Below are 8,493 nucleotides of genomic sequence, written 5' to 3'. Positions count from 1 at the left end.
TTTCAGCCGAGCGATCTTTTCCTTGATCCTCGTCGTCCTGATGCTGATCGCTTCCGATGGCTCCTGCCGATCGGCGCTATCGAGTTGACGCAGATATCGACCGACGCTTTCCTCAATCTGCGCCATCCGCCTCGCCATCTTGGCATGCGTGAAGTTGCGGTCGCGGTTGTTCACCGCCTTGAATTTGCTGCCGTCGATTGCGACGCTTGGGGTCTGCAACAGGCCCATTTGCCGGCATAGTGCAATGAACTTCGCACAAACCTTCCGGATCGCCGCACCATTGTCCTTCCGGAAGTCGGCGATCGTCTTATGATCAGGAGCCAGGCGGCCGATCAGCCACATCACCTCGATATTTCGGCACGCCTCACGTTCCAGGCGGCGACTGGACTGCACCCGATTGAGATAACCGTAGATGTAAAGCTTCAGAAAGACCGCCGGATGATATGAGGGCCGGCCCGTCTCCTTGGCGATCACGCGCTCAAACCCCATTCCATGCAGGTCGAGCGCCTCGACAAACACATCGATCACATGGACCGCGTTGTCCTCGCCTACCCAATCCTCCAGACATTCCGGCAAAAGCGTCAGCTGGGATCTGTCCGCGCCTTCAACGAAGCGTCCCATCCGTGTCCTCCATCAGGAAACGGAGGAATCGTAGCCGACTCGTGGCTTTTCACACAGCCAGGGTCATAACCGGCGCTCGAGGCAAAGCGCTGTTGTGTCCGGTCTTCCCCTGACAGATGGGGTAATCGGCCGGCCCAGCTTGTGGATAGCTAAAGATTTTAGGTGCTGCGCTTCAGGCTGATGGTGAAACGAGGTCCGTGGCAACCGCCTCAAGCATCAGAAGGAAAACGCAGCATGGACCATTTTGCTGGATTGGACGTATCGGTCAAGCAGACGAGTGTCTGCATTTTGGATGACGCGGGCAAGATCTTGAAGGAAGTGAAGGTGGCGAGCGAGCCTCAAGCGCTCCTGAAGGTACTGGCCAACCCCGCCTACTGCTTCAAGCGGATTGGACTGGAAGCCGGGCCGTTGTCGCAATGGCTATTCAGCGCTCTCGCAGAAGCCAGCTTACCGATGATCTGTGTGGAGACGCGGCACATGCAGGCGGTGCTGAAGGCGCAGATCAACAAGACCGACCGCAACGATGCGCGCGGCATCGCTCAGATGATGCGGGTGGGATTGTACCGGGTGGTGCATGTAAAGACGCTACGCAGCCAGAAACTGCGCATGCTGCTGACCCATCGCAAGCTATTGCAGTCGAAAGCCATCGCCATCGAGAACGATCTGCGAGGGACTTTGCGTAACTTCGGTCTCAAGGTGGGCATGGTTGGAACGGTGAGGTTCGAGGCCCGCATCCAGGAGCTTGTCGAGACGACCCCCGACTTGATGGGACTGGTCGAACCGATGCTCGTGGTCCGGCGCGCGCTACGCGAACAGATGGTCATCCTGCACCGCCGCCTGCTTGCCATCGTGCGAGACGACGAGGTGTGCCGTCGCCTGATGACGTCTCCCGGTGTCGGCCCGGTGGTGGCGCTGACCTATCGCGCCACCGTCGATGTGCTAGCTCGATACCGAAAGTCCAAGTCGGTTGGGGCGGTGTTTGGGCTGACCTGCTCCAAATATCAATCAGGCGAGATCGACTGGAACGGCAGAATATCACGCTGCGGGGATGAGATGATGCGGGTGATGCTCTACGAAGCGGCGCAGAGTATGTTGCGTTCGAAGAAATGGTGCTGGCTTAAAGCCTGGGCCCTGCAGATCGCCAGGCGCCGCGGAATGAAGAGGGCGATCGTGGCGCTGGCTCGCCGGCGGGCCGTCATTATGCACCGCATTTGGATCGATGGCACCGAGTTCCGGTGGACTCAAGAGCCAACCGCGGCAGCAGCATGAAAACCGTTCAAGATCAAACCCAATAGGAGAAAACTCGAGATCCACTCAGCAGTGGAAAGATGTCCCTCGCGGGACGATGGATGAGGTGAGTTCGCATGTCGGCTTGAACCTGTCGTTCAAACTGAGCAAGGCCGCCTGACAGATTGTTCTACCTCGTCCTCGAATCCCATGATGGAAGGGCCCTGGTGCCGATTCCGAAGAGAAGCGCGATCCCGTGAGCGACATCAACACTGCAGTGGCGGACAGTCTGAAAGTGCTTGACCTCAAACGGCCGATTAGAGAAGCCGACGTGGCAGTTCGGCTCGGCTGGACCGGACTGACGCGCCAGCACATTCCGCAGATCGCCGCGACCGCCTATCCCGGATCGCCGTTGCCCGAGAGGATTTGTGCCACGCCGCCAATGCCGCGGCGGAAGGCTTCGTCAAACTTGACGCCACGAAGCTGCCATCGGCGCATCCGGCCATTCCAGTCCACCCGCCACTCCGTCGCCCATCCGAGCTCGGAATCCTCCCACTTTAACCGTCCGACCAGGGCGACTTCTCCACCCCGTTCGGCCGCCACCGACGCCAATGTCGAGGATGGTGTCGCCAGAAGCTCTGCGGCAGCGATGTTCGCTTTTGCCAATGCTGCGACATCAGGCAGCACGATCATCATGCCTCTCTTTGAGGCTGCGGCGAGGAGTGAGTCACGTTGCAGGTCGGATTGCTTTGCATCTGATGTGGCGATGTATTGTCTTGAGCCCTGCTCCATCTCAACAAAAACGCCAAGGATCGGGCGGCGCGAAAGCCAGGGCTTGACGCCGAGCGAGTTAAGGACGTCTTTGATTTTATTGTCATCAAAATCGACGATCAAATCGTACGGCCGATCGCGGGTGCCCTGCTCGTCGCGCTTCGGCGTACCGGACATCTGGTCGTGGTAGCTATAGGCGCTCACGAAATCAGCCGAGCGCGATTTGTATAGGTTTAATCGAGGATCGCCCTCGAGCGTGAGCGCCCCGGATACCTTGATGAGAACGTCCTCGAGACAGGCGGCGAAGCCGATGATGCGATTGGCTTCGCCCTGTCCAGTCACGCTTGTCTGCGCGCGATAGAGGCTCTCTGCCGCGGCTGCAAACGTGCTGGGCCAGCTGGCCAAAACAGAAATTAGCCACATCTTGATGATGACAGCGACCACAGTTGGACATCGCTCTGTCAGATGCCGAGTAAGCACGATCATCCCTCCTGACTGTCGGATCGACGAGACGCCAGCTCCGACAGGATAAGCCCGGCCGCGTCCTCATCAGGGCGCTCGGATCAGGCGCGTCCGATATACACTAAGCCGATATTAGCGGCACTATGATGGAAATCGGGAGAGAGCCGGACGGCGCCAGAAGTTGCGTTTGTTAGCCTTTTGACAAGGGTGCGAGGCACTCAACTTGGACTGCACTCTAGAAGAGCTGCATGAGGGCCGCTCTGGGTGCCGGGAGGCCCCGACTACCTCCATGAAGTCACGTACGACGGCTACCGGCTTCTGGTCATCCGGGACAATGATCGCGTACGCTCGATCACGCGCGGCGGCTACAACTGGGCCAATCGCTATCCATGGAATGTCGGGGCTGCGCGCAAGATGCGCCAGAAGCGATTCGTGCTCGATGGCGAAGCGGTCGTGCTCGGCGTCGATGGCATCTCTGATTTCAATGCGATGCACTCCCGCAAGCATGACCATGAGGTGCAGTTCTGCGCTTTCGATATTCTCGCCGAAGGCGCTCGACAGTTTTGTCGACAGGCCGGCGTCGCGCATTGAGATCGTCGGGCGCCCGGCGAAATCCCCGAGGTGCGAAGTGAAGGCCGCCATCGATGCAGCGGAAGGACGCCCGTTCCCTATGGGATCCGTCGAGCGATTTGCCTTCTATGAACTCGCCAAGAAATCCTATTGCGTGATTCAGACCGGCGAACGGCGCATCTACGGCTGCTTCATCTTCAAGAAGGGCGTCATTCCGCCCGACGCCTGATCGAGCTCTCTCCGGCACAAACATGACGCCGGAAAGGTCCCCCGTCGGGAACCAACCCATTCGTGCCGCGAACGCCGTGGACGCTGCATGTCGTCACGGCTGATCCATCTTGCAGCGCGGCATCATCGACGGCTGTCCGTCACATCGTGGACGGCAAGCTTGCTGCTTTCGTTGACTTTGGAGTGCGCCATTGCATACTCGACGCGGCCTCGATGACCCATTTCACGACGACACCGAAGTCCGCGAGCGCAACGGTCTCGATGTGCTCCGGCGATTCAGACTTCACATCAAGAAAGTCAAAAGGGAGGGTATCGCGATGAAACAGCAAGATTACGATTGGCTTTCTGCACTCCGTCCGAACCGACGAACCGTGCTGAAGGGTGCGGCAAGCGTCGGGGCATTGGGTGCGAGCGGAGCGCTCGGCACGTTCTCGGAGATTGCGCTTGCACAAAACAATCTGCGCGCGCAGATCGCGCAAATTCCGGGTATCGGCAAGGGCGCGCCGACTGATGCCGACTGGCAGAAGGTCGGCGAGCTTTGCCTCGGTCCGACCAAGGCAAGCATCAAGGAAGGCGAGTTCAAAGGCGTCGAGCTCTCCTTCATGGGGCTCAATAATCAGAACCTGCATAACCTCCTGTTCCGCGGCTTCCTCAAGCCGTGGGAAGCCTATACCGGCGCGAAAATCTCCTGGATCGATCTCGCCCAGGCCGACTACAACCCGCGGCTCCAGCAGGCGATCGCGACCGGCACGGTCGACTTCGACATCCTGGAGATGGGCGCACCCTTCGAAGGCGATGTCTGCGGCAAGGGCCTGGCGTCGGAGATGCCGGACTGGGTCAAGAAGCAGATCGATATCGAAGACTATGTCGACTATCTGAAGCCCCCGGTTGGCACCTGGAACGGCAAGACCTATCGCGTCACCATCGACGGCGATTGCCACAACTTCAACTACCGCACGGACGTCTTCTCCGACCCTGCCCTCGCCAAGGCCTGGAAGGATGCCGGCAATGCGAGCGAATGGGGTGTGCCGAAGACCTGGCAGCAGGTCCAGGCGGTGACGAAATTCCTCAAGGGCCAGAAGTTCAAGGGCCAGAACGTCTACGGTTATCTCGATGCGCCCAAGCCCTGGGGCGGGTTCGGCTTCTATTTCCTCGGCAGCCGCGCCACGGCCTATGCCAAGCATCCGGACGACAAGGCCTGGCTGTTCGACGTCGATACGATGAAGCCGCGCATTAACAATCCCGCCTGGGTACGCGCCATCCAGGATGTGATCGACGCGCTGCCGTCCGAGCCAGCCGATCAGCTCAACGCCGATCCGAACACCACCGGCTTCCAACAATTCCTGGCCGGTATCGGCTCGATGATCCCCTGGTGGGGCGACATTGGCCAGGTGGCGAAAGCAAGCGACACCTCGGTCATCGGCGACACCGTCGGCTTCGACATCCTGCCGGGCTCGGACGATGTCTATAATTCCAAGACCGGCAAGTGGGAGAAGCTCGCCAGCGGCCCGAACCACGCCCCGAACTGCGCCTATCTCGGCTGGGGCATCTATGTCATGGCGCGTGTCAATAGCGACGAAAAGAAGCACAAGGCGGCCTGGAGCGCAGCCGCGCATCTCGGCGGCAAGGATCTGTCGTTCTGGATGGTGCTGTACCCGTCGGGCTTCCAGGTTCACCGAACCAGCCAGTCCAACATCGATGAATGGGTGGCGGCGGGCTACGATAAGAGGTACATCACGTCCTATCTGAACTCGCAGTTCAACTCGTATAACCACCCCAATCGGGCGGTCGAGCCGCGCATTCCGGGCATATTCCAGTACTACAGCATCGCGGAAGACGAGCTGACGAAGATCTTCGCCGGCAAGGTCGACGCGCAGACCGGGGCGAACAACATCGCGGCCGCCTGGGAGAAGCTGACCGACCAGATCGGCCGCGAGCGGCAGATCGGGCTCTATAAGGCCTCGCTCGGCGTGTAGCGGGCTTACGCGAGATCATCTACCCTCGGCTGGCGCTCCGGCGCCAGCCGAAAACTTTCCCGGCCATAGCCGGCACTGAATGCGACTCATCTCGATGCAGAATTCCGTATCCGTAAGCGACGACCTGCACCACAAGCCTGCGGCGAAGCGCACGCCCGGCGGCAGGAAGGCCGCTGGCCGCGCGCTTGTTCTGCTGGCGTCTCTCGGCTTCGTGCTTGTCGTTCTTATTCAGGTCTTGCACACGACCGGCACGATTGGCGCCGGATTTTCCGATTGGCGTCCGATCCTCATCGCCTATCTCGTCTGGGCCATTGCCTTTGGGGTCGGACAAGTTCTCGCTCGTGGCGAGCGTGGCCAACGTGCGCTGTTCCTGCTTCCAGCGGTATTCTTCACCGTCGCCGTCGTGATCTTCCCGACGATCTTCGGGATCTATATCGCCTCGCTCGACTGGAATCTCAGCTCGATCGAGGGCCCGCACTTCAGCGGCTTCGACAATCTCAGGGGCATGCTGAACGACACTTATTACTGGAATGCGCTCGGCAACATGGTCTTCTACACCGTCGCGGTGCTCGGAGAATACGCGATCGCGTTCGGATTGGCACTGCTGCTCAGCGCCGAGATCCGCGCGCGAAAATTCTTCCGCGTGGTCTTCCTGCTGCCGATGATGCTAAGCCCCGTCGCGGTGAGCTGGATGATCGGCAAGTCGCTGCTAGAATATCGTTTCGGTCCGGCGGCCACGCTAGCGCGCTATCTGGGCTGGGACAACCCGGCATTCTTCGCCTCGCCCTGGTTGGCGCGGTTCAGCATCCAGGCGATGGATGCCTGGGTCTCGATCCCTTTCATCATGATCATCCTGCTCGCAGGCCTTCAAGCGATGCCGAAGGAGGTGCAGGAAGCGGCCAAGGTCGACGGCGCGAATGGCTGGCAGTCGTTCTGGCACGTCACTTTCCCGATCATGCTGCCGGTCAGCATCACGGTCCTTATCATCCGCATCATCTTCAAGCTGAAGCTCGCCGACATCGTGATCAACGTGACGGCCGGCGGCCCCGGCGGCGCCACGGACACGGTGTCGAGCTTCATCTACCGCGTCTACCGCGACCGCTCCAATGTCGGATACGGCACGGCGCTCGCCATGGTCTATCTGCTTTTGATCATCGTGCTGCTGACGCTGATGTTGCGCCTGTCGAAGCGTTGGACTCAGAAGGTCATGTAGAGCAAAGGAGTTTGAGCGATTGTCCACGTCGAGCGTAGCATCGAAGCCGAACCGCGAACATCCGCCGCGGCCGCGCGCCAGGCGCACCCTCGGCCGCACGCTGATCTACGCCGCATTGCTGCTCTGGACCTTCATCTGCCTGTTTCCGCTTTACTGGACCGTCACGACCTCGTTCAAATCGGCGGTCGATGTGACTCAGGCGCACCTGATCCCCTGGGTCGATTTTCAGCCGGACTGGAAAGGCTGGCGCTCGATCGGCCTGTCGCCCGATACGCTGTTCGGGACCTCGACCGCGCGTTCCGAGTTCATGAACCGCTTCGTTAACAGCATCATCACTTCGGTCGGCGCATCGCTGCTCGCGCTCACCCTCGGATCGCTCGCCGCCTACGGCTTGAGCCGCTTTCGCTACAAATTTGCTTGGATGCGCAACGACGACATCCTGTTCTTCTTCATGTCGCAGCTGATCCTGCCCCCGGTCGTTCTCGCGCTGCCATTCCTCGTGCTCTACAAGGCCCTGGCGCTGCTCGACACGACGTTTGGCCTGATCCTGCTCTACACGCTGACCGTCCTGCCGATTGTCATCTGGATCATGCGCGACCAGTTCAACGCGATTCCGATCGAGCTCGATGAGGCCGCCTTCGTGGATGGCCTGTCGACTTGGGGCGCGTTCCTGCGCATCATCCTGCCGCTCGCAGTGCCCGGCATGGTCGCCGCGTTCATCCTTTCGCTGGTGCTGTGCTGGAACGAATACTTCTTTGCCGCCCTCCTCACCAGCACCGACGCGAAGACGCTGCCGGTGATGGTGGCGAGCCAGACCGGCTCGCAAGGCATCAATTGGTGGTCGATGGCTGCGCTGTCGACGGCGGCGATCGCACCGCTGGTCCTGGTCGGCATCTTCCTTGAGCGCTACATCGTCAGCGGCTTGACCACGGGAGCCGGAAAGTAGCCGGAGGGATCAACTGAGTTCAGCGCTCGAATTGAATCCCCCAATCCGGCAGCAGTGACGCACCGAGGCCATCTGCAACCAGGATAACGAGTCGTCCGTTAAGAAACCGATTTGAGCGGTGAGCAGTCGCTGGCGGGCGCGATGAGGGTGGTGAGGATCAGGCACCAAAGAGCTCTCAGCCAGGCGAGGACACGGCGGAAGTTGTGACCGACGGCGGAGAGGATGACGTTAGCCGCATCGCCGGGGCGGCCTTTGAGATAGCATCGGCCGAGGTGACCATCGGTCTTCAGGTGTCCGATGATGGGCTCGATGGCGGAGCGGCGGCGCAGCTCGCGCTTGATGACACCGAAGACGCCGCGCTTCTGGCCGGAGATGAAGACGCGACGAGGATTTTGAGCGTCGTGGCCGCGGTATCCCTTGTCGACATAGGCCCGCTCGATCGCACAGCCGGTGAGTGTCTCGGTGCGGTCGATGACGTC

General features: G+C 60.3%; 7 protein-coding genes and 2 pseudogenes. 6 read left to right on the top strand and 3 right to left on the bottom strand.

The genetic code is table 11. The features are described from left to right. Nucleotides 1–621: transposase (locus tag XH80_RS03220; protein ID WP_271597307.1), on the bottom strand; the 621-nt coding region annotated here is incomplete at its 3' end. Nucleotides 622–855: 234 nt separating this feature from the next. On the opposite strand from XH80_RS03220, the gene XH80_RS03215 reads away from it, so the two are divergent. After that, complete coding sequence (locus tag XH80_RS03215) at nucleotides 856–1,890, top strand: IS110 family transposase (protein WP_271597306.1); 1,035 nt, start codon at nucleotides 856–858, stop codon at nucleotides 1,888–1,890. 354 nt (nucleotides 1,891–2,244) lie between these two features. Here the strand turns inward: XH80_RS03215 and XH80_RS03210 are convergent, their stop codons facing one another. Then, on the bottom strand, nucleotides 2,245–3,063 hold the full coding sequence (locus XH80_RS03210; protein WP_271597305.1) for a DUF2066 domain-containing protein: 819 nt from the start codon (nucleotides 3,061–3,063) through the stop codon (nucleotides 2,245–2,247). Between the two features lie 282 nt (nucleotides 3,064–3,345). Between XH80_RS03210 and XH80_RS03205 the strand changes: the two genes are divergently transcribed. The 5 genes and pseudogenes from XH80_RS03205 (at nucleotide 3,346) to XH80_RS03185 (ending at nucleotide 8,014) form a co-directional block, all read left to right on the top strand. After that, a complete protein-coding gene (locus tag XH80_RS03205) occupies nucleotides 3,346–3,672 on the top strand; it encodes an ATP-dependent DNA ligase (protein ID WP_333968632.1) in 327 nt (108 codons plus the stop codon). Then, nucleotides 3,614–3,880, top strand: a pseudogene (locus tag XH80_RS03200) (RbsD/FucU family protein); the annotation flags it as partial. The gene XH80_RS03205 and the pseudogene XH80_RS03200, both read left to right, overlap by 59 nt. A 316-nt stretch (nucleotides 3,881–4,196) precedes the next feature. Then, entirely contained in the window at nucleotides 4,197–5,855 is a 1,659-nt protein-coding gene (locus tag XH80_RS03195) for a sugar ABC transporter substrate-binding protein (protein ID WP_271597304.1), read from the top strand. A 94-nt stretch (nucleotides 5,856–5,949) separates the two neighbouring features. Continuing rightward, nucleotides 5,950–7,068, top strand: coding sequence for a carbohydrate ABC transporter permease (locus XH80_RS03190; protein WP_271597303.1), 1,119 nt, complete (start codon nucleotides 5,950–5,952; stop codon nucleotides 7,066–7,068). A 19-nt stretch (nucleotides 7,069–7,087) separates the two neighbouring features. Then, a complete protein-coding gene (locus tag XH80_RS03185; RefSeq protein ID WP_271597302.1) occupies nucleotides 7,088–8,014 on the top strand; it encodes a carbohydrate ABC transporter permease in 927 nt (308 codons plus the stop codon). A gap of 98 nt (nucleotides 8,015–8,112) precedes the next feature. Here the strand turns inward: XH80_RS03185 and XH80_RS03180 are convergent. Next, nucleotides 8,113–8,493, bottom strand: a pseudogene (locus XH80_RS03180) (IS5/IS1182 family transposase); the annotation flags it as partial.

This window comes from Bradyrhizobium sp. CCBAU 45384 (assembly GCF_028128665.1).
GTDB lineage: Bacteria > Pseudomonadota > Alphaproteobacteria > Rhizobiales > Xanthobacteraceae > Bradyrhizobium > Bradyrhizobium manausense.
This window is presented reverse-complemented; position numbering and strand designations above follow the sequence as displayed.

Bases quoted from the DNA above. Each gene is read 5' to 3' on its own strand.
- XH80_RS03190 (WP_271597303.1), top strand. From the start codon at position 5,950: ATGCAGAATTCCGTATCCGTAAGCGACGACCTGCACCACAAGCCTGCG.
- XH80_RS03215 (WP_271597306.1), top strand. From the start codon at position 856: ATGGACCATTTTGCTGGATTGGACGTATCGGTCAAGCAGACGAGTGTC.
- XH80_RS03195 (WP_271597304.1), top strand. From the start codon at position 4,197: ATGAAACAGCAAGATTACGATTGGCTTTCTGCACTCCGTCCGAACCGA.